The organism is Phyllobacterium sp. SYP-B3895 (assembly GCF_009647635.1).
In the GTDB taxonomy this organism is placed as follows: Bacteria; Pseudomonadota; Alphaproteobacteria; order Rhizobiales; family Rhizobiaceae; genus Phyllobacterium; species Phyllobacterium pellucidum.
Map to the genome: position 1 here is coordinate 300,587 of NZ_WJIG01000001.1, position 21,793 is coordinate 322,379.

The following is a 21,793-nucleotide window of genomic DNA, read 5'->3' on the forward strand; positions in this document are numbered from 1 at the left end:
GCCAAACCGAGTGGATTTTGGAAAACAGTACCGGCGGGAGTGATTCCGCGCCATTTAGGAGAAGTGAGAAGAGGTTCCACCTGATGGATGAACCCGGCTCGAACTTGTGTGTCCCTTTGGTGGAGCGAAAGAACGTCGACCGTGGGAAAACAAGCGCTTCCCGTGAGCTGTTAGCCGAACGCGTCAACCCCGAAATGATCGGATTCTATGTGTCCGGCCTCGCGCGCGCGTACATCGCACCTTCGCGTCACGCCCGCGTCACGTTTGGTCCATTACCCTTGCCGATTAACATGAAATACAAGGGGTTAGCCGCAACGAATCGGCCTTGGGACGGGGGCGATTCCAATCGAATCATAACAAAATCTGGCGGCTTTTTTCTCATCAAATGGCGTAGGGTAGGATCATGAGTGTGACGGTGGCGCGTATGAGGACTGACCAAATCCAAAACGGCTCCCCGAACGAGGGTGGAGCGAATTTCAAGAGCGGCATCCTCATCTATGCCGAGGCTGGAGTCGTTTTCCAGGGCCTTGTGCAATCACTCGAACGAACGTTTCCCGATCTCAAGGTCGACCTTTCAAACAAGCTTGCCGACTCCGGCGAAAACGACGACGCAATCGGTCTGGTCATGATCCACGCCGATTTTGTCTCCGACCTCATCGACTGTATCGCGCGCTGCAAAATGCGCTTTCCCGATGCTTACGTGACATTGATGATCGATGACACGAGTGCGTCCATTCCAGAATTCAATACGCTCTTCGACAACAATCTGGTGCAGGGGCTCCTGCCTTTCAGCCTGAAGCTTGATGCGTGGCTGGCGGTCGTCTGGCTGATGCTCAACGGCGGCGAATATTATCCGTCAACGATTGTTCGCTCGATGGCAAAGGCTGCAAACGGCACACAGGTCAAGGCTCAGACGCCGTTCAGCGCCCAGCCGAGCCATACTTCAATGAATGCCTGGCCGGTAAAGACCCTGACCCTGCGCGAACACGAGATTTTGCAGCTTCTCTCCGAGGGCTTGCAGAACAAGATCATTGCCGACCGCCTTGCCCTTTCGGTGCATACGGTCAAGGTGCATGTTCACAATCTCATCCGCAAATTGCGCGCGCACAACCGCACCCAGGCGACGGCGATCTATCGCGACAGCATGGAGCATCACGGTCTGAAGCCCTTCGACACAACGGTCGTTCACTAGAGAACGAGGCATGCGCTAGCCAAATCGAGCCATCGACAATTTCTCCTTGCGGGACGTCGCGTCCGCAAACCGGAGCACTGAGAGTCCCAGCACCGGGAAGAGCGCGCCCAGCCAGCCAAGATGGATCAGCCCGACATGGGAAAGGATCTGGCCGCCTATCATCGATCCGAAAGCGACGCCGAGGTAGAGCGCGGAAAAGTTAAGCGAGAGCGCCAATGGCGCGCTTTCCGGCGCGATGGTCAGGATCCGACTCGCCTGCGCCGGCGGGAACATCCAGGCGATCACGCCCCAGACGAACATGTGCGCGATGAGAACGGGACCGGCGATTTCGTGCGGCAATTGCATGATCCAGCTTACGGTCGCCAGCACCGCGGCATTGAGGACCGAGGCAGCGACCACAGTGCGGGTAGCACCGAGCCGGTCAGACAACTGGCCTCCCAAAAAATTACCGATGGCCGCGCCGATACCGAAGGATAGGAGAACCACGGGCAGCATCGACTTGCCGAGGCCGACACCGTCAACGGCAATCGCTGCGATATAAGTATAGACCGCAAAAGCGCCGGTCATGTAAAGGAGCGTGGTCAGCAGCGCCGGCATGAGGCCGGGGTGGCGGATGACCGAAAGGCGCTGGGACAGAGTAAGTCGGTCTGCATAAAGTCCGCGGGGCAACAGCGACCAGACGACAACCGCCGCAATCAGACCGATCAGCGCGATGAAGGCATAGGTGCCGCGCCATCCGGCAAAAGCGCTGATAGCCGCGCCAAGCGGCGCGCCGAACGCGACAGCAAGCGTGGTGCCACCGACGACGGCGGCAACCGCGCGGGCACGATGATGTGGTTCCGAAATGGCGACCGCCGTTGCCTGCGCCGTCGCCGCATATAGACCAGCGGTCACTGCAATCAGGAGGCGGGCAAGCAGGAGAAGCAGATATGTAGGCGCAACGGCGGCGCACAGCGCGCCAATCACGAAAACGGTTGCGCTGCCGGCCAGGATCGTGCGGCGGTCGAGCGAGCCGGTGAGCGCGGCAACAACCGGCGCTCCGATCGCATAGGCAAACGCATAGGCCACGACAAGATAGCCGGCCTGGACCAATGTGACGCCCGTATCGCCGGCGATCTGCGGCAGAAGACTTGCCGCGACGAATGCTTCGATACCGATGGCGAATGCACCAAGCGCTAATCCGAACAGACGAATATCCATGGGAGTCACCTAAATGTTCAATGAGCGTTGAACTAACGCCTGGGACTTGCAGGAGTCAAGCTTAAAGTTCAACAAATATTGAACATTGAAAACTCTCCTGCCAATTGCTATTAAATTCGCATGACAGAATATCTCGATCACCCCACTGCCGAAGACATCGCGCTGCCGGCCGTCCTGACTGCTCTTGGCGACGAAACCCGCCTTGCCATCATCGCAATTCTTGCCCGAAACGGCGAAAAAGCGATGACTTGCGGCCAGTTTCTCCAGCTGGGCTCCAAGACGGCCATCAGCTATCATGTGGCAAAGCTGCGCGAGGCCGGCATTATACACGTGCGCCCGGACGGCACGCGCCGCCTCCTGACATTGCGCCGCGATGATCTTGAGCACCGGTTCCCGGGATTTCTGGATTCGGTGGTCACGTCGGCTGCGGCAATGCAAACGCATGAGGTTTTGGACTATCCGGCAGCACCGGAAACTGCGCGAGGTATGTGATGGAAATCAAAGCAATTGGCTCGGTCGCTTCGCGTCGCGCCCCCGAGGAATATTTCACCGGAACGGTCTGGCAGGACCCGATCATTGAAACGCCAGCTCCGGCGCGGCTTCAGGCCGTTCTTGTGCGCTTCGAGCCCGGGGCCAGGACTGCCTGGCACAGCCATCCGCTAGGACAAACGCTGCACGTGGTTTCGGGAAAAGGGCTCGTACAGGTATGGGGCGAACCGATCCGCGAAATCCGGGCCGGCGATACGGTGTGGATTCCGCCGGGCGAAAAGCATTGGCATGGCGCCGGGCCTGATGCCTATATGGCGCATCTTGCCATGCAGGAGAGGCTTGAAGGCAAGGCTGCGGAGTGGATGGAAAAGGTCTCCGACAGCCAATACTCCGGCCAGGAATAATCTGTTATCATAACCTTCTCAGTGTACGGCGTGAAAGGACACAACATGGCATTCGAAGACATCAAGGCACAAATTGCCCTCTTGCTCGAAGCGATGGTCCAGCGGCCCACCGATGCCCATGAAATTCACGAGAACCTGCGTGAAAAGCTCAACGAACTCCGGGCCATGGGCATGCCCTTGCCCGATGACCTTGTTGCACTGGAAAAGCAGCTCGAAACCGATTTCGACTCCTAGACTCTAAAGAAACCGCTTCGGTCCGTCGCGCAGCAACGCGCCAAGATCATCCTCACCCGCGCGCTCGCCGCGGGCGGGGCGTCCGTCAATCATGCCGATATCGCGCAGCATGTGATCGGAAAACTCTTCCGCGTCGATTCTGACGGGGCGGCGTTCGACCGGGTTTTGGCGTCCGGGCTTGGTCAGAAGGCCGCGAAGCGTCAAGTGGCCGACAGTACGAGCGGCGTGGGTTGTCATCGTGGTCATTGTCTCAACTCCAATGGCGATTTTAGTCTTGGGTGATGCGAACATGCGCCCGTTCCGCCTTGTTTTCCAACAAAACGCCAAGTAGCATGCATAAGCAGAGCTTATGTGAGACGTGAATGAACCTACCTCCGCTTGCTTCCATCCGGGTGTTTGAGGCCGCCGCCCGCCACGGCAGTTTCACCAAGGCCGCGGAAGAACTCGGCATGACCCAGGCTGCGGTCAGCTATCAGATCAAGCTCCTTGAAGAGCGCATCGGCGCGCAATTGTTCCTGCGCCGCCCACGCCAAGTTACCCTGACGGAGGTCGGCGCGCGCCTGTCGCCGGTCATCAGCGACGCGTTCGACATGATGCGGGCGGCAATAGCTGCGACGCGCGAGAATGCCGACGGCGTATTGACCATCAGCACGATCCCGACATTTGCTGCGAACTGGCTCGTGCCGCGGCTTGGATCATTCCAACTCGCGCAGCCAAACCTGGCGGTGCGCCTGCAGGCGAACCGGGAAATCATTGATTTTTCAAGGCAAGACGCCGATATCGGCATACGGTCGGGCAGCGGCAAATGGCCGGGCCTCGTCGCGCACCGTATTTTCGATGCCGATTTTACGCCGATGCTCAGTCCCAAGCTTGCCGCGTCGATTGGGGGCGTGAAATCACCGGAGGATCTTCTGAGGCTGACGATCGTCGATCCCGGCGATCCGTGGTGGCGCCTGTGGTTCAATGCGGCGGGAATTGCCAATCCCGATCTGCGCGGCGACCCCCGCAGCCGTTTCGGCGATCAGCACCTTGAGGGCAAAGCGGTGATTGCCGGCCAAGGGGTCGGCATTCTTACGCCGGCCTTCTATGAGACCGAGCTTGCACAAGGCCTGCTTATCCAGCCGTTCAATATTGTAGGCACTGCCGACCACTATTACTGGCTTGTTTATCCGGAGGCGCGGCGCAACGTGCCCAAAATCCGCGCCTTCCGGGACTGGCTTCTCGGCCAGTTGGAGCCTGCTGCTGAAGACGCTTAGAAGACTGCGAGATACTTCAATAGCGAAATGATGCCGATCACAATGACGATGACCTGGGCGATCTGCTTCGCGCGCCCGTCAAGCGGCAGCATCTGGATGAGGTAAAGAACGAGGAAGATCACCAGAACGGTGATCAACAGACTGATCAAAATCGACATTATAAACTTCCTGTTTTTGGGGAACCATATGAGTGTAGCCTCAGATAACTCCTTGCTTTCTATATTGGTTCCATGAAATCCATGACTTGGCAGCGGAATAGGTTTGTTTGGCTGCTTTTTTGCTGTTAGCGTCCGCCGCACCCCGCCATAGATCAGGATTTCCCATGCGCTCGTTGTTTCACCTTGCCTACCACGTCACCGATCTCGACGAGGCAAGGCGTTTTTACGGATCAATCCTCGGTTGCGAGGAAGGACGAAGCACGGACACGTGGGTCGATTTCGATTTTTTCGGCCATCAGATTTCGCTGCACCTCGGCAAGCCGTTCGAAACCACCAACACGGGCAAGGTAGGTGACCACATGGTGCCGATGCCGCATCTCGGCGTCATCCTGCCGCTTGACGCCTGGAACGATCTGGCCGCGCGCCTCGCCAAGGCGGATGTGGAGTTCGTCATGCCGCCGACCGTGCGCTTCAAGGGCGAGTCGGGTGAGCAATGGACCATGTTCTTCCGCGATCCTTCGGGCAATCCGATCGAAGTCAAAGGTTTTGCGGATTTCGCCGGAATTTACGCCAAGCAATAATTCATCATGCCGCAATCCACACTGAAGGCTGCCCTCTGGATGATGGGATCGCTCACGGCGATCCTCATGATGGCCATATCCGGCCGCGAAGCCTCTCGCGAGCTCAATGTCTTCCAGATCATGGAGATGCGCTCGCTCATCGGTCTTGCCATGCTTTATCCGCTCGTCCGTTCTTCGGGCGGCGTCAGGGCGATGAAGACGAGCCGCATCTGGCAGCATCTCGGCCGCAACGCCGCGCATTATGCCGGACAATTCGCCTGGCTCCAGGCCCTGTCGATGATTCCGCTGGCGCAGGTCATCGCTATCGAGTTCACGACGCCGGCCTGGACCGCGCTGATGGCCGTTGCCTTCCTCGGCGAGCGCCTCAATATCTGGCGCATCCTCACCATCATCCTCGGCATCGTCGGCGTGGTCATCATCGTCCGCCCGGGCATCGGTTCGGTCGAAACCGGACAATTGATCGTGCTTGGCGCGGCTTTCACATTCGGCATTTCCTTTACGATGGTCAAATCACTGACGCGAACGGACAGCGTCGTGAAGATTATTTTCTGGATGCTGATCATCCAATCGGCGATCGGCCTCCTGCCCGCCCTGCACGTGTGGCAATGGCCGTCCTTGCACGTCCTGCCGTGGGTGGTAATCATCGCCTTTACCGGCACGTTTTCGCACTTCTGCATGGCGAAGGCGCTGCAATATGCCGACGCAACGGTGGTAATCCCGATGGACTTCTTGCGGGTGCCCTTGATGGCCGTTCTCGGCTGGCTGATCTATGCGGAGCGCGTAGATATGTTCACCGCACTTGGCGCGGTTCTCATCCTCAGCGGCAACCTTCTCAATCTCAAGAACCGAACGTCGGTCCGCAACAAGGATGCCGTTTCACTGTCTCAATCGTAGGCGAGGCACCAGCCCTTTCCCTCGAGCCAGCAACGCTCGGGGGGTACATCGTTTGAACGGTAGAGGCGCGTCACGCGCTTAGGCTCGCCATTGCCGAATGCGATGGCAAGGGCTCTTTCGGACTCTGGGTCCCGCATCCCTGCGCACGGATAAATCGCTACGCCCGAGACCGCCCGCGCAGCGTACGCATCGCCCTGGCGGGTAATGAGGAATACGGCGCCGCGGGGACGCGAGCCACGGCCGATCAGGGTGAAGCCATCGTCGGTCGTGAGCGGCAGAAGAAGCCGGCCTCCGTCCTTGAGACGATCGAGCCAGCCATCATCAAGCCTGGTTGCGCCGGCATTGACGTAGATCATATCGGCGGGCTCGAACGATCGTTTCGTGCCATCCCCCTGAACGATTTCGACATTGCGGTAACCGGCGAGATATTCCTTCGCGCGCGCCGCAAGATCCGCTTCGATTTCAATGCCGAGAACGCGTCCTGAAGGTCCCGCGAGGTGCGCCATGATCGTGGTGTAATAGCCCGTGCCGGCGCCGATATGAACGACACGCTCGCCTTCGGCAATCTTTGCGTGCCAGAGGAGGTGGGCATGCAATGACGGTTCGCCATTGTTGATGTGCCGCTCCGGCGCGATGCCAACGAGATCATCCGTATAAAGGTGAACCGGATCGTTATCGGGGCTGAGACCAAACCCCAGTCCATACCTGATGATCGGCCATGGACCCGGACCGAGAAAGTCCTCCCGCGGCACCTCTGAAAAGGCCCGCTCGATGCGCGCGTCGTCCACGCCAACGCTTGCCAGCACCTTGCCGGCATAGGCCCGCCTTATGCGCTTCAAGTCTTCGGAATCAGTCATGGGCATGACCTCGATCAGCCAGCTTTCGCTGCTTCAGGAACTGAGAGTTCATCGCACGGTCCAATATTCTCTACCAGAAAATCGACGAAACTGCGGACTCTTGCCGCCAGATATTCATGGCCGACGAAGACCGCATGGATGAGTTCAAGGTCGCCGGGATTATATGCCTCGAGAAGCACTTTCAGACGGCCTGCACGAAGGTCATTGATCACATGAAACAGGCCGAGCCGCGCAATTCCAAGTCCGGCGACACACATCTGCTGGGCGGTTTCACCGTTATTGGAGATGAAATTACCAGAAACGGCCAGAAGTTCTGTTTCCTTTGAGTGCGGGTTACGGAAAGGCCACTCGTTCAAGGTGCGGCGAAAGTTGAAATTCAGGCAATTATGGTGCTGCAGGTCACTTGGACGCTCCGGTATGCCATGCCTGTCGAGATAATCCGGCGATGCGATGACCACGACGCGGCTTTCGAAGAGTTTGCGCGCCTTCAATGCCGAATTGCGCATGGGGCCGACGCGGATCGCTATGTCTGCTCGCTCCTCGATAAGGTCGACAACGCCGTCGCTCAGCGAAACATCCAGCCTGACATCGGGATATTGCTCGAGAAACTTCGGTACGAGCGGCAAAACGCAGGTGACGCCAACAGGCACAGAGGAATTAACGCGCAGCAGTCCGCGCGGCTTGGCGGATGCACCATGGGCGACCGCCCGCTCCGCCTCCTCGATCTCGGCGACGATGCGCATGGCACGCTGATGATAGACCTCGCCTTCAGGCGTCAGTTGCAAGGTGCGGGTTGAGCGGACGAGAAGCCGTGTGCCAAGCCTCTCCTCGATGCGGCTGATCATCTTGCTGACGGCAGACGGTGACAGACCAAGGCGTCGTCCCGCCGCAGAGAAGCTGTTGAGCTCCACGGCTTGAACGAAGACGTCCATTTCCCCAGCCCGGTTATCCATCTCGAAACGCACCATCTGTGAACTCACGTCATAAGTATTGCGCGTTGCACCCCGATTATCAAGGTAATCGCCGCAAGCCATATTCACCGCAACGAACTAAAGGTTCGACATACTCAATTTGCGGCAGGTTCCCAAGATCGCCGTTTTGAAAAGGACAGCACAATGCCTCTTGCTCTTCTGGCGTTGACGATCAGCGCCTATGCCATCGGGACGACGGAGTTCGTCATCGTTGGCCTGCTTCCCACGGTCGCCAATGATCTCAACATCTCCCTGCCGCTCGCGGGCCTCATTGTCAGCGTCTACGCGCTCGGCGTGACCTTTGGCGCGCCGATCCTCACCGCTCTTACCGGCCGCATCGAGCGCAAGCCGCTGTTGCTCGGGCTGATGGTGCTCTTCATCATCGGCAACACGGCCGCGGCCCTTGCGCCAAGCTATGAGCTGCTTCTCGTCGCGCGCGTGCTCAGCGCTTTTGCCCACGGGGTTTTCTTCTCCGTAGGAGCGACCATTGCCGCCGATCTCGTTGCCCCCAACCGTCGCGCTTCCGCCATCGCCATGATGTTTCTCGGCCTTACAGTCGCGATCGTCACCGGCGTCCCGCTCGGTACCTTCATCGGCCAGCAGCTTGGCTGGCGCGCCACATTCTGGGCCGTATCTGGCCTCGGAGTCATCGCTTTTGCGGCCATCGCCATCCTCTTGCCTTCGCAGATCGCCAAGGCGGCCCCTGCCCGCCTGATCGACCAGGTGCGTGTCCTTGCGAACGGCCGTCTGTTGCTCGCCTTCGGCATGACCGCGCTCGGCTATGGCGGCACCTTCGTCATGTTCACATTTCTCGCTGCGGTGCTGCAGCAGATCACGGGCTTCGGCGAATCCACTGTCAGCCTCATTCTCGTGCTCTATGGCCTCGCGATCGCGGTCGGCAACATGGTGGGCGGGCGTATTGCTGATGGCAATCCGGTCGGCGCGCTGGTGGTCATGTTCGGCCTGCAGGCTGCCGTGCTTGCCCTTTTCACCATCACGGCCGTATCGCCGGTCTGGTCGCTGGTGACGCTCGCCGCCCTTGGCGCGCTCTCCTTCTCCAATGTTCCGGGGCTGCAACTCTACGTAGTACAGCTTGCAAAGGTACGCACGCCCGATACAGTCGATGTCGCCTCGGCGCTCAATATTGCCGCCTTCAACCTCGGCATAGCCGGCGGCGCATTCCTTGGCGGCATCATCGTCGCCTCCCCGCTCGGCCTTGGCGCAACGCCATGGGTTGGTGCAATTCTCGTCGTCGGAGCGCTCGGCCTGACGCTCTGGAGTCAGATGCTCGACCGGCGTGCTTCGGCCGCAGTACTGGCCACCTGTTAAGTCAAAGGAAAAACCATGTTCAACGTTAATGCCAATGGCGCAGAAATCCCCGCAATCGGCTTCGGCACCTTCCGCATGCCGGGCAGCGATGTGCTGCGCATGGTGCCGGCCGCATTGAAGCTCGGCTACCGCCACGTCGATACCGCACAGATCTACGGCAACGAGGCGGAAGTTGGCGAAGCCATTGCCAATTCGGACGTCGCTCGCGGCGATGTGTTCCTTACCACCAAGGTGTGGGTGGACAAGTATCGTCACGACGCCTTCGTCAGGTCGGTGGACGAGAGCCTCAAGAAGCTGAAGACCGACTATGTCGATCTTCTTCTCCTGCACTGGCCGCAAAGCGATGTGCCGCTTGCCGAGCGTATCGGCGCGCTCAACGAAGTGCGCGATGCTGGCAAGGTTCGCCATATCGGCGTCAGCAATTTCAACACGGCGCTGATGGCTGAAGCGGTCAAGCTCAGTAAGGCGCCGATCGTGACCAACCAGGTCGAATACCATCCCTATCTCGACCAGAGCGCCGTGCTCGACGCGGCGCGCAAGGCCGGCATGAGCATCACCGCCTATTATGCCATGGCGGACGGCAAGGTCATCGATGACCCGGCAATTAAGGCGATCGCGGCTGCCCACGACAAGAGCGCGGCACAGGTGGTGCTGCGTTGGCTGGTGCAGCAGCAAGGCGTGGTCGCGCTGTCGAAAACGGTGAGTGCGGACCGGGCAAAGGCCAATTTCGACATCTTCGACTTCGAGCTTTCAAACGAGGAGATGCAAGTGTTGCATGCCCTGGCCCGTCCGAACGGACGGATCGTCAATCCCGGCCATCTCGCGCCGAAATGGGATTGATCGGGCGCGCATTTTGCGCCCATTCATGCTCTGAATAAAACCAATGGCGGGCCTTAGGGACCGCCAGTTTTCGCGACCATCCCGCCGCGTTTGAAGCGGCTGACCTCTCGATTATCGTGATGCCACCTGGGGAAGGTATTGGTTCACGAGGTTCACGACCTGGGCGTCGCGGCTTCGCGCCGTATCGCCGCCCATCACGACGGCAACCAGTTGACGCCCATTGTCGCTGACCGAGGTGACGATGTTGAAGCCGGAGGCCCGCACATAGCCGGTCTTGATGCCATCGGCGCCGTTGACCTGATCGAGGACGCGGTTGTGCCCGCGGATCAGTTTGCCGTTGAAGGCGAATTCATGTACGGCAAAGTAATAGTACTGGCCCGGATAGTGCCGTCGCAAGGCAAGGCCGAGCAGGGCCATGTCGCGCGCCGTGGTGATCTGCTGCGGATCAGGCAGGCCGGATGCGTTGTGGAAGTTGGTGCCCTTCATGCCGAGGCGGCGCGCCTTCTCGGTCATCAGCGCCGCAAACTGCTCTTCGCTGCCACCGAGATATTCGGCAAGCGCGACCGCGACGTCGTTGGCCGATTTTACCACGATCGCCTTGATCGCCGTATCGACATCGATGGCCTGACCCGGGCGGACGCCGAGCTTGCTGGGCGCCTGCGAAGCGGCATGAGCCGACATCGGAATAAGCGTCGACTTCGTAATGCGGCCGGACTGGAGGGCTTCGAATGTGAGGTAGAGCGTCATCATCTTGGTCAATGATGCCGGAATGCGCGGCAGATCGGCGTTGGCCGAATAAAGCACGACCCCGGTACTGCCATCGACGACGACAGAAGCATATTTCTCGGAATTCAGCGGCAGGACCGCTACTGCGGACGGCGTCGGATCAAGCGTCGCTGCCGTGGTGCAACCACTTGCGACGCCGAGGATCACACCCATCAAAGCCACGGATTTCGAAAACGAATACAAAGCCCTAAGAACTCGCCCCACGTTTGTCTTCCGGATCGTTCCACTCGCGACAGAAGCAGAATTCTATCGCGGGATCGTTAATAAATCGGCGTTACCGGCGCTTGGTAACCGATTTCATCGGCTTCGCCAAGCGCCGTAATGGGCACAAATCGCCGCTGCCGCCTACGCGGTCAAAACGACCTTCACGCTGCGCGAGCGGTCGAGCGCGGTCAGAAACGCCTCCGGAGCACCGCTGAGCGGATATTGAGCCGTCACCAGGCGCAGCACCTCGATCTTGCCCTCGACGATGAGTTCGACCGCCTCGAAGAACTCTTCGCCGAAGCGGAAGGTGCCGACGAGATCAAGTTCCTTGGCCATGACCGCGTTGGCCGGCACCGGGATGGTACCGCCTGCAAGATTGCCTACCTGGACCACGGTTCCGCCGCGCCGCACGGTGCGGATCGCCGAGGCCAGCCCTGCCGCGGTCCCGGAGATTTCCAAGGCGATATCGAACGGTGTCGCCTTGGCCAGCGCCGCCAGCTGCTCTTCGCCCTTTGACAGATCGACGATCTGGTCGGCGCCGAGTTCTTCGGCAAATTTAAGCGGCGCTGCCGCCACGTCGACCATCGTCACCGACCCCGCCTCGGCATGTTTCAAGGCGAGCATTGTCAGAAGTCCGATCGGCCCGGCTCCGAAGACGATGGTCGAGAAACCCTTGACGTGGCCCGCGCGCCGCACCGCGTGCAGGCACACGGCGAGCGGCTCCGCGAGGGCGGCGGCCTCAAACGGCAAATCGGCTGGCACCTTGACGCATTGTGCCGCCGTCGCATCGAAGACGCTGGCAAATCCACCCTGCATGTGCGGGGTCTTCGAAGCCGAGCCCATGAAATAGATATTCTCGCACAGATTTGGTCGCCCCTCATGGCAGTAGACGCATTTTTCGCACCAGCGCGACGGGTTGACTGCAACGTGATCGCCGACAGCCACCGAAGTGACGCCGCTGCCAACGGCAATCACTTCGCCGGCGATCTCATGGCCAAGGACGAGGGGCGAAGTAACGATGAAATCGCCGGTCCGCGCGTGTCGGTAATAGTGCATGTCCGAACCGCAGATACCGCCGGCGCCGAACTTGACCCGGACCATGTTCGGTGCGAGCTCGCCAAGATCGATATCGACGACGCGGAGATCCTCCGCGCCGAAGAGTGTTGCAGCTATGCCTTTCATACTCATCTGATCAGACCCAATTGTGTTGGCAGCCAAAGCGTAATCGCCGGGATGAAGGTTATGGCGATCAGGGCGATAAAGAGCGGAACGAGCCAGGGCAGAATCGCCATGGTGGTGCGTTCCACGGATAGTTTTGCGACCCGCGACAGGACAAACAATACCATGCCGAGCGGCGGATGCAGAAGTCCGATCATCAGGTTGAGCGTCATGATCAGGCCGAAATGCACGGGGTCGATGCCGAATTTGAGAACGAGCGGCAAAAGGATCGGTACAAGGATCGTGATCGCTGCGATCGTATCGAGGAAACAGCCGACGAAGAGCATCAACAGGTTGACGAGGATGAGGAACACCCATTTGTTTTCCGTGATGGAGAGGATCGCCGTTGACAGGAGCTGCGCTGCCTGGCTCACGGTCAACAGCCACGCGAATACCGACGCCGCCGTAACGATGAAGAGCACCGATGCCGTTGTCTCGATGGTGTCGAAGCTGGCCTTGGCAAGGCTCGACAGGGTCATGGTGCGATAGCGGACAAGCCCGAGGAACAGCGACCAGAGCACCGCGGCAACAGCCGCCTCAGTGGGCGTGAACCAGCCCATGGTCATGCCGCCGATCAGGATGACCGGGGTCATCAGGGCCATGACCGCCGAGAAGTCGAAATACCAGTCGGCCGCAAGAAGCAGCACGAGAGCGATGCCGACGGAGGCGTTGACCGATAGCCCGGTCAAGGTCAAAAGGTAGATGACAAGCGGTACGCTGAAGACGACGACGATCTCAAGCGAAGCTTCGAGAAGCTGCTTGATTTCGAAGGGCGCGTCAGAGCCCCAGCGCTTGACATAGGCGAAGATGGCGACCGTGAGCATCATCAGCACTGTCATGACGACGCCGGGCAGGATGCCGGCCATGAACAGCGCGCCGATCGACACATTGGCCATCATGCCGTAGATGACGAAGGGCAGCGACGGCGGAAAGATCGGGCCAAGGGTCGCAGAGGCGGCGGTCACGCCGACGGCCGCTTCAATCGGATAACCATGATCCTTCATCGCCTTGATCTCGATGGTGCCAATGCCCGCAGCATCGGCAAGAGCCGTACCGGACATGCCTGAGAAGATGACCGAGCCGATGATGTTGACCTGCGCCAGGCCTCCCTTCATCCAGCCGACAAGGGCGACCGCAAAAGAGTAGATGCGTCCGGTGACGCCTGCCGAGTTCATCAAATTGCCTGCGAGGATGAAAAACGGCACGGCGAGCAAGGGGAAGCTCTCGACACCGGCAATCATGCGCTGCGCAACGATGATGTCCGGCGCAACGCCAAAGAAGACGAGATAAAGCACCGACGCGACCGCCATGGAGATCGCCACCGGCACGCCGACGAGCATAAGGAAAAGAAATGTTCCGACGAGCAACAACATGGATCAATCCTCTACCTTGTGAAATTCTTCGGGCCGCTCGAGCACCGAATAGCCGCGGCGCATATTGGCGATGAAAACCTGAACCGAGCGGAAGAGCATCAATACGAATGCGACGAATACGGCGTAAAAGACGATATTGCGCGGCAGGTCGACCGTGACCATGCGCTCTTCGGCAACGATCTGCGTGTAACGCCACATGAGCCACACGGCATAGGCAAAGAAGCCGATGCGGACGATGTCGACGAACGTCGACAGGGCCCGGGCAACGGAAGCCGGGAGATAGTGATAGAGTACGTCGACCTGGATGTGGCGGGACAGGCGCACGCACATGACGGAGCCGAGGAAGACGACCGCGATGAGACAATTGGTGGCTATCTCCTCGGTCCAGGCGTAGCTGTTGTTAAGGACGTAGCGGGTGAAGAACTGCAGAAACACGCAGCCTGTCATGAGCCAGAATACGGCGAGCGTCAGCCAGTCTTCGATCGCATAATCCGAAACGTCGGCCACCGGCGCCGCATCCTCGAAGGAATGGGCGATCTCCTCGGCCGTAACCTGTGTGTGGACTTCCTTTGCCATTGGCATTCTCCGGTCTTCGCATCCAAGTGATGGAATGCCGGGCGGACCTGCCGCCCGGCTCCCGCGGATTATTCCTTGATGGCGCGAATGGCCTCCCAGTCGGACTTCTCGTAGCCGAAGTCCTCAAACTTCACCTTCTCCATCACCGTCTTTTCGAAGTCGGCCTTGTCGACCTCGGTCACGTTGATGCCCTTTTCCTTGAATGTCGCAACGAGCGCCTTTTCCTTCTCCTCGATATTCTTGGTCGTACGCTCCGCCGCTTCCTGCATGACGTCGCCGAAGATCTTCTTGTCCTCGTCGGACAGGCTTGACCAGAGCTGCTTTGAGACGACCGTATTGAGATGGTCCACGATATGGCCGGTCAAAACGATATTCTTCTGCACTTCGTAGAACTTCTTGGCTTCGATCGTTGTCAGCGGATTTTCCTGGGCCTCGACCGTGCCGTTCTGCAGGGCGAGATAGACTTCGGCGAAGGCGATCGGCGTCGTGTTGGCGCCGCAGGCGCGCGGCATGGCGAGATAGGCAGGAACGTCCGGCACGCGGATCTTCAGGCCCTCCATGTCCGAACACTTGCTGATAGGCTTGTTGGACGTGGTCTGGCGGGTGCCGTAATAGCTAACGGCGGCGATGTGGTTGCCGGTCTTTTCCTCATAGCCAGCGGCGAGACGCTTGAAGACGTCACTTTTCGTATATGCGATCAAATGCTCGGGACCGCGGAAAATATAGGGGAAATAGGTCACGCCGATCGGCTTGAAATCGCGCGCTGCGAAGCTCGATCCCGAAATGATGATATCGACGGTGCCGAGCTTCAGGCCCTGGTTGATATCTGCTTCCTTGCCGAGCTGTGAGGCCGGAAAGACATCGATCTTGTACCGCCCATTGGTGCGCTTGTTGATTTCTTCGGCGGCCCAGACGGATTCCGTGTGGAACGGCTCCGAAGTTTCATAGACGTGCGCCCATTTCAGAGCGGTCTGGGCCTGTGCCGCCGCAGCCGAAAGTGCGAGCGCGGCCACCGCTCCCATAATGGCCATAAGCTTGATCTTCATGTCCTTCTCCTCCCAGATTGAAATCAGATCGTGGTGTTTCGTGTCGAGCCTTTCGGCGGATGACCTTTCTCGCTTTCGAGTTCCTCCTCGAAGCTCCTGGAAAATCTCGATTGTGATTGCTGCAGATGGAACTGCATCGCCGCCTTGGCGCGAGCAGGATCGCCCGAAGCGATCGCATCTCGAATTGCCCGGTGTTCGGCAAATGCCTCACGCCAGGAAACCGCACTCTCGAAGTAGCTCGCAAGCCGCTCGAAAAACGGCGTCATGCGCTGATCGAAGAGCTGTCCGACGAACCGCTCGAGCACGGCATTCTCTATGATGCCGGCGATGGTGGTGTGAAACGTCCGGTCGAGCGCAATTGAAGCATGCGGATTATTGAAGGTTCTCGCCATCCTGGTCAGCACGGCATCCATGGCTTCGACCTGTACCGGCGTCACCACCTTGGCAGCTTCCTCGACAATTGCACATTCGATGAGTGAACGGGCACGCAGCAGTTCGAACGGACCTTCGAGGTCGTCCGAGGGGGCGAGCACAGGCTTTTCTTTCCGTTGATTGGTGACGTAAACGCCTGAACCCATGCGTATATGGATCAGTCCTTCGACTTCCAGCGCAATGAGAGCTTCGCGGATCGTGGGACGGGAAACACCAAGTTCCTCGGCAAGTTCGCGTTCGCCAGGCAATCGTTCGCCAACGGCGAACGAACCGCATTCGATCAAATCACGGATCTGTTCCGCGACCTGCTGATACAGGCGGCGCGGCTGGATCGCTGCGAACATCGGACCTCCCTGCACGGCTCCTCTCCGCGCATGACTGGTAAACTGGCCTTACCAATCATTAACTGATACATTGATATATATGTTGGAGTCAACCCGGCACAACGCGTCCCTCTATCTCAGGCAATTGTTACACATTGTATCGGAAAGTGATTGCCGTCGGCGCACGCGAACAAGCTAAGAGAAATCTCGATACTCAGACTTCTTCGACCGGTGACCAATGCTGCCTCAAAAACGATTGCCGCGCGCCTTCGCCGCCCTGAGCCTTGCCTTGGTTCTGGGTGCTTGCTCGACAACCGATCCGAAGCTTCCGACCGCGGCGTCGATCCCGGTTCCCGAGGCTGCGCCACGCGTGGCGGCAACTGACTCCCGGCCTTTAGCCAAGACATCCGACAAATCCGTCGATGGCCTGATCACAAAATACTCGGTCGCCTATGCTGTGCCGGAATCCCTGGTCCGCCGTGTCGTGAAGCGTGAAAGCCGTTTCAATCCCCAGGCACGCAACGGGCCCTATTGGGGGCTTATGCAATTGCTTCCAGCGACTGCACGCGGCCTCGGCCATGACGGCAACGCCAAGGATCTGCTCGATGCGGAGACCAACCTCAAATACGGGGTGAAGTATCTCGCGGGCGCCTATAAGGTGGCGGACAGCAATCCGGACCAGGCAGTCCGCCTCTATTCACGCGGGTATTACTATCAGGCCAAGCAGAAGGGCATGCTCGACGTGCTCGAACCTTCGGCAGAGCCCGTGCAGACCGCTCTTGTTGCGACGTCATCGGAAGCAAGCACGGCCCCCGCCGCGCAGGCGACGAGCGCCCTCATGACGCCGACGGAACTTGCCTACGCCGACAGCAAGGTGGTGTTTCCGGCGGTGATCCCGCTGCCCTTCGAGCGGCAGGATTTGCTGGCCTCAACGATCGTGCCTACCACCACCGGTGGAAATGGTGCACGGGTCCGCGCCCCCGCCCCACTTTGAGTTCACTGCCCGCGAGCATCGCTGACGTCACGTAATCCTTGGCGTGTGCCACGGCATCGGCCAGAATCTCGCCCTTGGCCAGTTCAGCCGTGATGGCCGAGGCAAGCGTGCAGCCGGTTCCATGGTCGTTATTCGTGGCGATGCGGGGGCTCGAAAACCATTCATGCGTTTTTCCGTCGCACAGAAGATCGCTGCTCTCCGGTCCGCTGCCATGGCCGCCCTTGATCAAGACTGCTGACGGACCGAAAGCCAGCAGAAGCTCGGCCTGGCGCGCCATTTCAGCCGCATCGCCTGCGACGGGCCGCCCGGTCAGCAGGGCCGCTTCCGCAAGGTTAGGTGTAGCGAGGGTTGCCCTTGGGAACAGCACCTGCCGCAACGCATCAATGGCTCCGGGCTCGAGTAGCCGATCACCGGACGTCGCGACCATGACCGGGTCGACGACGAGCGCCCGGTCCCAGCCACGCAGGCCGTTGGCGATGCTCTCGATCGCTGCTACGGCGGAGACCATGCCGATCTTGATCGCGGCCACGTCAATGTCTGACAGAACGGCATCGATCTGGGCGCTTATCATCGAAGGCGAGAGATTTTCGATTGCAGTCACGCCCTTCGTGTTTTGGGCGGTGATGGCCGTGATGACGCTCGCGCCGTAGACGCCAAGTGCCGAAAAGGTCTTCAGATCCGCCTGGATACCTGCGCCGCCGCCGCTATCGGAACCGGCGATGGTCAATGCGATCGCCGTCATCGCCGTACCTCGAGCGCCTTGTCCACGGCCTCGCGCAATATTTGCGCAGCAGCCTTCGGGTCGACCTGCCGGAAGATCGCCGAAATGACCGCTATGCCATCGGCCCCGGCTTCGATGGCCGGTGCGGTGCGCGCGAGATCGAGGCCGGCAATAGCGCCGATCGGCATGTCGGGCTTCTTCGCCCGAATGATCTGCGCCAGACGTTGATAGCCGTCAAAGCCGATGGGACCATCGGGATTGTGCTTGGCCGGCGTTTCGAACAGCCCGCCGATGCAGGCATAATCGATATCGCCAGCGATGGCGGCTTCGGCATCGGCCTCGTTCTTGACCGTCAAACCGATGATCGCATCCGGGCCGAGCAGACGACGGACGTCGGCGACCAGCATGTCCTCGCGCCCGACATGGACCCCGTCGGCGCCCGTGGCAAGCGCCACGTCGATCCGGTCGTTGACGACGAAAGGAACGCCGCTGCCAAGCAGCGCTGCCCGGATCGTATGCGCACGTTCCACCATCTTTCGGGTTGGCGAATTCTTGTCGCGATACTGGATGATCGTCGCGCCGCCACGCGCCGCAGCAAGCGCCAGAGCACCGAGGTCTTGCTCGCCGCCGATGGCGTCGACATCGACAATGGCATTCAGCCGGAAATCTACTGTTGACATGATCTTCTCTTTCATTAGAGCGACGGAGGTTGGGAGAGTTCGACGGCGAGGTCGCCGACGGCGGGGATCGATTTGATCAGCCCTGCTTCGTGCAGGAAGACACCGAGGCGTTCGTAGCGGCCGCGATCGAGAGCCGCCGGCCGTTTGGCGAAGCGTGGCAGCGTGTCCGTCCACGCCTGCCTGTTCAGCGGATTGTCGAGATCCGGATAGGCCTTGATGAAAATCTGCCAGCTCTCGTCCGGGTGATTGGTCAGATAGATCGCCCCCTTTTCGACAGCGCCGAGAAAGCGCGGCAGGCGATTGTCGGTGACGAGATCCCGGTGCGTGACGAAGATGAGTTCGTCATAGACCGGTACGCCGTGCTCCTCGGGGAAGAAGGCGCGGCCGCCATGACCCTCCTGGCCATCTGGGTCAGTTCGAAGTTGCGGTAGGCTCCGACCGTCGCATCGACCTGCCCGGCGATCAGCGAGGCCGAAAGGGCGAAATTGACGTTGATCAGTTCTACATCCTTGATGGACATGGCCTTCGGACTTGAGCATGGCGCCGAGCATCGCATCCTCGAACCCGGAGACCGAGAAGCCGACTTTCTTGCCCTTCAAATCCTTGAGGCTTTTGATGGGACCATCCGCCAGCGTCATCACCGTGTTGAGTGGCGTTTCCACCAGCGTCCCGAAGCGCACCAGCGGCAGGCCGGCGTCATGGTCGAGATAGAGATTGGGCTGGTAGTGAATGGCGACGTCGGCCTGCTTTGCCGCAACGAGTCGTGGCGGTGCGGCCGGGTCTGCTGGCGGCATCAGATTCACATCAAGGCCGGCATCGGCAAAGAATCCCTTCTCGCGCGCGATGACAAGAGGGGCGTGGTCGGGATTGACGAACCATTCGAGCAGAACCGTCAACTTGTCGGCGGCACTGGCAGGCGCGGTTGCGGCGCAGAGTGCAAGGCATATGGCGAGGATCGATAAGCGTGTGCGGAACATCAGTCGTCCTTTGTTGCATCGATGAGGGAGATGGTCATGTTTCTGGCGCCCAAGGGGTAAGGCGGCGGGTCAGGGCGTCGACGAGAAAGCGCAGGATCACGGTGAGGGCGGCGAGGATCATCAGTGCCGCGAACATGGTTTCGGTCTGCATGCGGGCATTGGCTTGCAGCATGACAAAGCCGAGCCCGCGCGACGAGCCGACCCATTCGCCAATCACGGCGCCGATCGGGGCAAAGACGGCGGCGACGCGCAGGCCCGATCCGAGCGAGGGCAAGGCACTCGGAACCCGAACGAGAAGCAAGGTCGCGAGCGGCGTCGCCTGCGTGAGCGAAGCCGCATCCAGCAGGTCGCGGTTGGTGCGCTGCAGGCCATCAGCGAAGGCAGATGCGACGGGAAAGAAGATGATGAGGCTTGCCATCACCACCTTGGAGGCAAGTCCAAAGCCGAACCATAGGACAAGCAGCGGCGCGATGGCAAACACCGGAAGTGCCTGCAAGACAAGGAGAAGCGGCCAGACGACATGGCGAAAGGCGGGAATGGCGGCGACAAGCAGCGCGATGACAATGCCGGCGAGCGCGCCGAAGGCCAGTCCAAGCAAGATCTCGATGAGCGTGATCGATGCGTTGACGCCAAGATATTGCCGCTGTTCGACCAGCGCCGACACCACCGCAGTTGGCCCGGGCAGAATGAAGCGCGGGGGCTGGAACAGCCAGACGGCCACCTGCCAGCAAGCAGCGACGGCGGCAAGCGCCGCGACCATGCGGAAAACAAGGCGCATGGTTGGCAGCTACCGCCGCAGTTCAAATGTCAGGATGTATGGCACGCTCTGGACTCCATTGCTTTTGGAGATCCGGTCATGCGCGAAGGTGAAGCTGAAAAGGCGCGAACTATGCTCAATTCCCGTTCCTACGCCGGCATGACCCGGATCAGGTTCAAGGGTCCAGCTCGACGCTATCTCAGCACTGTACAGTGCCCCCCTCGGAATGAAGCGATGATGGAGCGGCGCGAGATCAAAGTCAATCGCGCCGCGTCAGGTCCTAGTGGGTCAGGCGGACATTCTCGCCGTCGACCGATTTACAGGCGGCCGTGATCTTGTAGTAGAAGTCCTGGTTGGCCCAGCCGCCGCCGTCTTCCCACGCATGGCTGTGGGGCGTGTTGTCACAATTCATCAGGTCGTCGAGCGGCGGCTTGGATCCCACCGGCAGTTGGACGCCATCGACGAACAAATGGTTGACCGTGTTCGGATCGTCGGTTTTCAGCGTGGAATTGTATTTCGAATAGCCCGACTCATTTGTGGCAATGCAGTCGACGTATCGCGATTTTCCGGCGTTCTTGTCCTTGTAGCCGACATCGCAACCGTCATTTTTGATTTCCATCTTGAGGTACAGCTTGGTGTAGTCACCGAGATCGAATGTGATCGGAACATTGATATCCGGGTCTGTTTTACCGCCGCCGTTACCGTTGTAGAGGTTATGGTCGGTCGCGGTGTACTTGATGGTGCCGACGACAACGTCCTTGCCATTGCGCACGACGATGATCGAAACTTTCTTGAACCAGTAGCCCGTAACCTTGTCGATCGTGATCTTGGCCGTCGTCGGCTTCAACGGCGCCAGCGCCGTGGCATTGACGTTGATCGGCATGTTGTCCTTGTTGAGAACATGCATGAACAGGGTGCTGGTCTGGCCGCCAAGCGTGATGGAAACCTTTTGATTTTCCGTGCTGAAGTTCAAATTGATGTCTTCAGCGCGCAGGCCGAGATTTGCCTGGAGGAAGGCGCGTGCCCTCGCCTCGGCGGCCGCTTTGTTGGATCCGGTGAAAACCGAGGCTGCCGCAAGCGCCGCGGCGTCGGCCGCATTCTGCAGCCGCGAACGGTCATTGCTGGCGCGGCTGTAATCCACGGCAAGCCCTGCAAACCCCAGGAGCGGCACAAGCAGCAAACCGAATGTGATCGCGGTTGCGCCGCGGCGGTCTTTTATGAATTGACGTAGATAGTTCATGGCCCCACTCCAGTCGATGAGCGCAACCATCAGTTGTCCGGCGTAAATGACGGCTTATGAA

The 21,793-nt window shown here is 59.6% G+C and carries 24 protein-coding genes, 2 pseudogenes and 1 riboswitch; of the genes and pseudogenes, 10 read left to right on the forward strand and 16 right to left on the reverse strand.

The genetic code is table 11. The features are described 5' to 3' along the window. Nucleotides 1-424: 424 nt before the first annotated feature. On the forward strand, nucleotides 425-1,192 hold the full coding sequence (locus GF108_RS01480) for a helix-turn-helix transcriptional regulator (RefSeq protein WP_172982547.1): 768 nt from the start codon (nucleotides 425-427) through the stop codon (nucleotides 1,190-1,192). Nucleotides 1,193-1,207: 15 nt separating this feature from the next. Here GF108_RS01480 and GF108_RS01485 read toward each other — a convergent pair whose 3' ends face one another. Beyond that, nucleotides 1,208-2,392: an MFS transporter gene (locus GF108_RS01485; RefSeq protein ID WP_153666592.1), complete on the reverse strand. Its 1,185-nt coding sequence runs from the start codon at nucleotides 2,390-2,392 to the stop codon at nucleotides 1,208-1,210. Between the two features lie 120 nt (nucleotides 2,393-2,512). Between GF108_RS01485 and GF108_RS01490 the strand changes: the two genes are divergently transcribed. Genes GF108_RS01490 through GF108_RS01500 form a run of 3 tightly spaced genes read left to right on the forward strand, consistent with a single transcriptional unit; the run spans nucleotide 2,513 to nucleotide 3,519 of the window. Beyond that, nucleotides 2,513-2,884, forward strand: coding sequence for a helix-turn-helix transcriptional regulator (locus GF108_RS01490; protein WP_051614635.1), 372 nt, complete (start codon nucleotides 2,513-2,515; stop codon nucleotides 2,882-2,884). Further along, on the forward strand, nucleotides 2,884-3,285 hold the full coding sequence (locus tag GF108_RS01495) for a cupin domain-containing protein (protein WP_153666593.1): 402 nt from the start codon (nucleotides 2,884-2,886) through the stop codon (nucleotides 3,283-3,285). The genes GF108_RS01490 and GF108_RS01495 overlap by 1 nt, the downstream gene beginning before the upstream one ends. 45 nt (nucleotides 3,286-3,330) lie before the next feature. Next, the gene (locus GF108_RS01500) at nucleotides 3,331-3,519 is read left to right on the forward strand and encodes a hypothetical protein (protein WP_027230559.1); all 189 of its coding nucleotides are present in this window, start codon (nucleotides 3,331-3,333) and stop codon (nucleotides 3,517-3,519) included. 3 nt (nucleotides 3,520-3,522) lie between these two features. Here GF108_RS01500 and GF108_RS01505 read toward each other — a convergent pair whose 3' ends face one another. Beyond that, nucleotides 3,523-3,765: a hypothetical protein gene (locus GF108_RS01505; RefSeq protein WP_153666594.1), complete on the reverse strand. Its 243-nt coding sequence runs from the start codon at nucleotides 3,763-3,765 to the stop codon at nucleotides 3,523-3,525. 116 nt (nucleotides 3,766-3,881) lie between these two features. Here GF108_RS01505 and GF108_RS01510 point away from each other — a divergent pair, with 116 nt between their 5' ends. Beyond that, on the forward strand, nucleotides 3,882-4,775 hold the full coding sequence (locus GF108_RS01510) for a LysR substrate-binding domain-containing protein (RefSeq protein WP_153666595.1): 894 nt from the start codon (nucleotides 3,882-3,884) through the stop codon (nucleotides 4,773-4,775). Here GF108_RS01510 and GF108_RS01515 read toward each other — a convergent pair. Further along, nucleotides 4,772-4,933 (reverse strand): Thivi_2564 family membrane protein, encoded by a 162-nt coding sequence (locus GF108_RS01515; RefSeq protein WP_091920228.1) that lies wholly within the window; start codon nucleotides 4,931-4,933, stop codon nucleotides 4,772-4,774. The genes GF108_RS01510 and GF108_RS01515 overlap by 4 nt on opposite strands. A gap of 164 nt (nucleotides 4,934-5,097) precedes the next feature. Between GF108_RS01515 and GF108_RS01520 the strand changes: the two genes are divergently transcribed. Beyond that, entirely contained in the window at nucleotides 5,098-5,514 is a 417-nt protein-coding gene (locus tag GF108_RS01520) for a VOC family protein (protein ID WP_113280239.1), read from the forward strand. Nucleotides 5,515-5,520: 6 nt separating this feature from the next. Next, nucleotides 5,521-6,408, forward strand: coding sequence for a DMT family transporter (locus GF108_RS01525; protein WP_036813436.1), 888 nt, complete (start codon nucleotides 5,521-5,523; stop codon nucleotides 6,406-6,408). Here the strand turns inward: GF108_RS01525 and GF108_RS01530 are convergent. Both GF108_RS01530 and GF108_RS01535 read right to left on the reverse strand, forming a co-directional pair. After that, nucleotides 6,399-7,265: a protein-L-isoaspartate O-methyltransferase gene (locus GF108_RS01530; RefSeq protein ID WP_172982548.1), complete on the reverse strand. Its 867-nt coding sequence runs from the start codon at nucleotides 7,263-7,265 to the stop codon at nucleotides 6,399-6,401. The genes GF108_RS01525 and GF108_RS01530 overlap by 10 nt on opposite strands. A gap of 14 nt (nucleotides 7,266-7,279) precedes the next feature. Continuing rightward, on the reverse strand, nucleotides 7,280-8,218 hold the full coding sequence (locus GF108_RS01535) for a LysR family transcriptional regulator (RefSeq protein ID WP_153667289.1): 939 nt from the start codon (nucleotides 8,216-8,218) through the stop codon (nucleotides 7,280-7,282). A gap of 162 nt (nucleotides 8,219-8,380) precedes the next feature. Between GF108_RS01535 and GF108_RS01540 the strand changes: the two genes are divergently transcribed. Beyond that, complete coding sequence (locus GF108_RS01540) at nucleotides 8,381-9,565, forward strand: MFS transporter (RefSeq protein ID WP_153666597.1); 1,185 nt, start codon at nucleotides 8,381-8,383, stop codon at nucleotides 9,563-9,565. A 15-nt stretch (nucleotides 9,566-9,580) separates the two neighbouring features. Next, nucleotides 9,581-10,405, forward strand: a complete 825-nt coding sequence (locus tag GF108_RS01545) for an aldo/keto reductase (protein WP_153666598.1) — start codon at nucleotides 9,581-9,583, stop codon at nucleotides 10,403-10,405. Nucleotides 10,406-10,516: 111 nt separating this feature from the next. Here the strand turns inward: GF108_RS01545 and GF108_RS01550 are convergent, their stop codons facing one another. The 6 genes from GF108_RS01550 to GF108_RS01575 form a co-directional block, all read right to left on the reverse strand. Then, nucleotides 10,517-11,344: a D-alanyl-D-alanine carboxypeptidase family protein gene (locus GF108_RS01550; protein ID WP_051614826.1), complete on the reverse strand. Its 828-nt coding sequence runs from the start codon at nucleotides 11,342-11,344 to the stop codon at nucleotides 10,517-10,519. Nucleotides 11,345-11,536: 192 nt separating this feature from the next. Further along, entirely contained in the window at nucleotides 11,537-12,583 is a 1,047-nt protein-coding gene (locus GF108_RS01555; protein ID WP_153666599.1) for an L-idonate 5-dehydrogenase, read from the reverse strand. Continuing rightward, entirely contained in the window at nucleotides 12,580-13,986 is a 1,407-nt protein-coding gene (locus tag GF108_RS01560) for a TRAP transporter large permease (protein WP_153666600.1), read from the reverse strand. The genes GF108_RS01555 and GF108_RS01560 overlap by 4 nt, the downstream gene beginning before the upstream one ends. Before the next feature lie 3 nt (nucleotides 13,987-13,989). Continuing rightward, nucleotides 13,990-14,562: a TRAP transporter small permease gene (locus GF108_RS01565; protein ID WP_153666601.1), complete on the reverse strand. Its 573-nt coding sequence runs from the start codon at nucleotides 14,560-14,562 to the stop codon at nucleotides 13,990-13,992. A 68-nt stretch (nucleotides 14,563-14,630) separates the two neighbouring features. Next, nucleotides 14,631-15,608 carry a sialic acid TRAP transporter substrate-binding protein SiaP gene (locus tag GF108_RS01570; protein WP_153666602.1) on the reverse strand — a complete coding sequence of 326 codons (978 nt, stop codon included), beginning with the start codon at nucleotides 15,606-15,608 and terminating at the stop codon, nucleotides 14,631-14,633. Nucleotides 15,609-15,631: 23 nt separating this feature from the next. Further along, nucleotides 15,632-16,384 (reverse strand): FadR/GntR family transcriptional regulator, encoded by a 753-nt coding sequence (locus GF108_RS01575; protein ID WP_153666603.1) that lies wholly within the window; start codon nucleotides 16,382-16,384, stop codon nucleotides 15,632-15,634. A gap of 397 nt (nucleotides 16,385-16,781) precedes the next feature. Here GF108_RS01575 and GF108_RS22300 point away from each other — a divergent pair. Then, nucleotides 16,782-17,102, forward strand: a pseudogene (locus tag GF108_RS22300) (transglycosylase SLT domain-containing protein); the annotation flags it as partial. Between the two features lie 202 nt (nucleotides 17,103-17,304). Here GF108_RS22300 and thiD read toward each other — a convergent pair. From thiD to GF108_RS01605, 5 genes and pseudogenes are all read right to left on the reverse strand, one after another. Next, nucleotides 17,305-18,099, reverse strand: a complete 795-nt coding sequence (gene thiD, locus GF108_RS01585; protein WP_153666605.1) for a bifunctional hydroxymethylpyrimidine kinase/phosphomethylpyrimidine kinase — start codon at nucleotides 18,097-18,099, stop codon at nucleotides 17,305-17,307. Then, entirely contained in the window at nucleotides 18,096-18,758 is a 663-nt protein-coding gene (gene thiE / locus GF108_RS01590) for a thiamine phosphate synthase (protein WP_153666606.1), read from the reverse strand. The genes thiD and thiE overlap by 4 nt, the downstream gene beginning before the upstream one ends. Before the next feature lie 14 nt (nucleotides 18,759-18,772). After that, a pseudogene (locus tag GF108_RS01595) lies at nucleotides 18,773-19,735 on the reverse strand (ABC transporter substrate-binding protein). 34 nt (nucleotides 19,736-19,769) lie between these two features. Next, nucleotides 19,770-20,513 (reverse strand): ABC transporter permease, encoded by a 744-nt coding sequence (locus GF108_RS01600; protein ID WP_246663815.1) that lies wholly within the window; start codon nucleotides 20,511-20,513, stop codon nucleotides 19,770-19,772. 108 nt (nucleotides 20,514-20,621) lie between these two features. Continuing rightward, a riboswitch (TPP riboswitch) is annotated at nucleotides 20,622-20,724 on the reverse strand. 48 nt (nucleotides 20,725-20,772) lie between these two features. Continuing rightward, nucleotides 20,773-21,732, reverse strand: a complete 960-nt coding sequence (locus GF108_RS01605) for a TadE/TadG family type IV pilus assembly protein (protein ID WP_172982549.1) — start codon at nucleotides 21,730-21,732, stop codon at nucleotides 20,773-20,775. Nucleotides 21,733-21,793 lie beyond the last annotated feature (61 nt).

Excerpts from the sequence above, each read along its gene's own strand:
- GF108_RS01565 (WP_153666601.1), bottom strand. The coding sequence starts at position 14,562 with ATGGCAAAGGAAGTCCACACACAGGTTACGGCCGAGGAGATCGCCCAT.
- GF108_RS01500 (WP_027230559.1), top strand. The coding sequence starts at position 3,331 with ATGGCATTCGAAGACATCAAGGCACAAATTGCCCTCTTGCTCGAAGCG.
- GF108_RS01545 (WP_153666598.1), top strand. The coding sequence starts at position 9,581 with ATGTTCAACGTTAATGCCAATGGCGCAGAAATCCCCGCAATCGGCTTC.
- GF108_RS01570 (WP_153666602.1), bottom strand. The coding sequence starts at position 15,608 with ATGAAGATCAAGCTTATGGCCATTATGGGAGCGGTGGCCGCGCTCGCA.
- GF108_RS01495 (WP_153666593.1), top strand. The coding sequence starts at position 2,884 with ATGGAAATCAAAGCAATTGGCTCGGTCGCTTCGCGTCGCGCCCCCGAG.
- GF108_RS01555 (WP_153666599.1), bottom strand. The coding sequence starts at position 12,583 with ATGAGTATGAAAGGCATAGCTGCAACACTCTTCGGCGCGGAGGATCTC.
- GF108_RS01505 (WP_153666594.1), bottom strand. The coding sequence starts at position 3,765 with ATGACCACGATGACAACCCACGCCGCTCGTACTGTCGGCCACTTGACG.
- GF108_RS01560 (WP_153666600.1), bottom strand. The coding sequence starts at position 13,986 with ATGTTGTTGCTCGTCGGAACATTTCTTTTCCTTATGCTCGTCGGCGTG.
- GF108_RS01515 (WP_091920228.1), bottom strand. The coding sequence starts at position 4,933 with ATGTCGATTTTGATCAGTCTGTTGATCACCGTTCTGGTGATCTTCCTC.
- thiE (WP_153666606.1), bottom strand. The coding sequence starts at position 18,758 with ATGTCAACAGTAGATTTCCGGCTGAATGCCATTGTCGATGTCGACGCC.
- GF108_RS01575 (WP_153666603.1), bottom strand. The coding sequence starts at position 16,384 with ATGTTCGCAGCGATCCAGCCGCGCCGCCTGTATCAGCAGGTCGCGGAA.
- thiD (WP_153666605.1), bottom strand. The coding sequence starts at position 18,099 with ATGACGGCGATCGCATTGACCATCGCCGGTTCCGATAGCGGCGGCGGC.
- GF108_RS01520 (WP_113280239.1), top strand. The coding sequence starts at position 5,098 with ATGCGCTCGTTGTTTCACCTTGCCTACCACGTCACCGATCTCGACGAG.
- GF108_RS01510 (WP_153666595.1), top strand. The coding sequence starts at position 3,882 with ATGAACCTACCTCCGCTTGCTTCCATCCGGGTGTTTGAGGCCGCCGCC.
- GF108_RS01530 (WP_172982548.1), bottom strand. The coding sequence starts at position 7,265 with ATGACTGATTCCGAAGACTTGAAGCGCATAAGGCGGGCCTATGCCGGC.
- GF108_RS01490 (WP_051614635.1), top strand. The coding sequence starts at position 2,513 with ATGACAGAATATCTCGATCACCCCACTGCCGAAGACATCGCGCTGCCG.
- GF108_RS01600 (WP_246663815.1), bottom strand. The coding sequence starts at position 20,513 with ATGCGCCTTGTTTTCCGCATGGTCGCGGCGCTTGCCGCCGTCGCTGCT.
- GF108_RS01485 (WP_153666592.1), bottom strand. The coding sequence starts at position 2,392 with ATGGATATTCGTCTGTTCGGATTAGCGCTTGGTGCATTCGCCATCGGT.
- GF108_RS01605 (WP_172982549.1), bottom strand. The coding sequence starts at position 21,732 with ATGAACTATCTACGTCAATTCATAAAAGACCGCCGCGGCGCAACCGCG.
- GF108_RS01550 (WP_051614826.1), bottom strand. The coding sequence starts at position 11,344 with ATGGGTGTGATCCTCGGCGTCGCAAGTGGTTGCACCACGGCAGCGACG.
- GF108_RS01535 (WP_153667289.1), bottom strand. The coding sequence starts at position 8,218 with ATGGATAACCGGGCTGGGGAAATGGACGTCTTCGTTCAAGCCGTGGAG.
- GF108_RS01540 (WP_153666597.1), top strand. The coding sequence starts at position 8,381 with ATGCCTCTTGCTCTTCTGGCGTTGACGATCAGCGCCTATGCCATCGGG.
- GF108_RS01480 (WP_172982547.1), top strand. The coding sequence starts at position 425 with ATGAGGACTGACCAAATCCAAAACGGCTCCCCGAACGAGGGTGGAGCG.
- GF108_RS01525 (WP_036813436.1), top strand. The coding sequence starts at position 5,521 with ATGCCGCAATCCACACTGAAGGCTGCCCTCTGGATGATGGGATCGCTC.